This is a genomic window from Nonomuraea composti (assembly GCF_012034275.1).
GTDB lineage: Bacteria > Actinomycetota > Actinomycetes > Streptosporangiales > Streptosporangiaceae > Nonomuraea > Nonomuraea composti.
Window position 1 is genome coordinate 1 of sequence record NZ_JAATEP010000161.1, and the last position, 630, is coordinate 630.

A 630-nucleotide genomic window follows, 5' to 3' on the forward strand; every position below is an offset into this window, starting at 1 on the left:
CGCCGCCGGCCCGCCGCTGGACGGCGAGCCGGCACGGGCGTAGGGACGAAGTGAGGCGGCCCGGGACATCGCCGGGCCGCCGTCTCGGGAAGGAAGGCGGATGGCCGTACCCGCGCCGGTCCTGACGATGACCGGGATCGGCAAACAGTTTCCGGGGGTGAGAGCCCTGGACGAAGTGGACCTGCGGCTGCTGCCCGGCGAGGTGCACGCGCTCATGGGAGAGAACGGCGCGGGCAAGTCCACGTTGATCAAGGTGCTCACCGGCGTCTACCCCGCCGACACGGGCACCATCGAGCTGAACCAGGCGCCGGTCGCCTTCGGCAGCCCCCTGGAGGCGCAGCAGGCCGGCATCAGCACGGTCTACCAGGAGGTCAACCTCTGCACGAACCTGTCGGTGGCCGAGAACATCCTGCTCGGCCGCGAGCCGCGCAAGAGGGGCCGCATCGACTGGAAGCGCATGCGGGCCAGGGCCGGTGAGCTGCTGTCGCGGCTGGAGCTGAGCCTCGACGTCTCGGCGCCGCTGTCGTCGTACTCGCTGGCCATCCAGCAGATGGTGGCCATCGCGCGGGCGATCGACATCGACGCCCGGGTGCTGATCCTCGACGAGCCGACCTCCAGCCTGGACGCCGA

Annotated in this window: 1 protein-coding gene; it reads left to right on the forward strand. The window is 71.0% G+C overall.

Annotation, left to right across the window (positions count from 1 at the left end; translation table 11 throughout):
* Positions 1-100: 100 nt before the first annotated feature.
* Positions 101-630, forward strand: a 530-nt coding sequence (locus HCN51_RS57790; protein ID WP_168022236.1) for an ATP-binding cassette domain-containing protein, incomplete at its 3' end; no start/stop codon positions are given.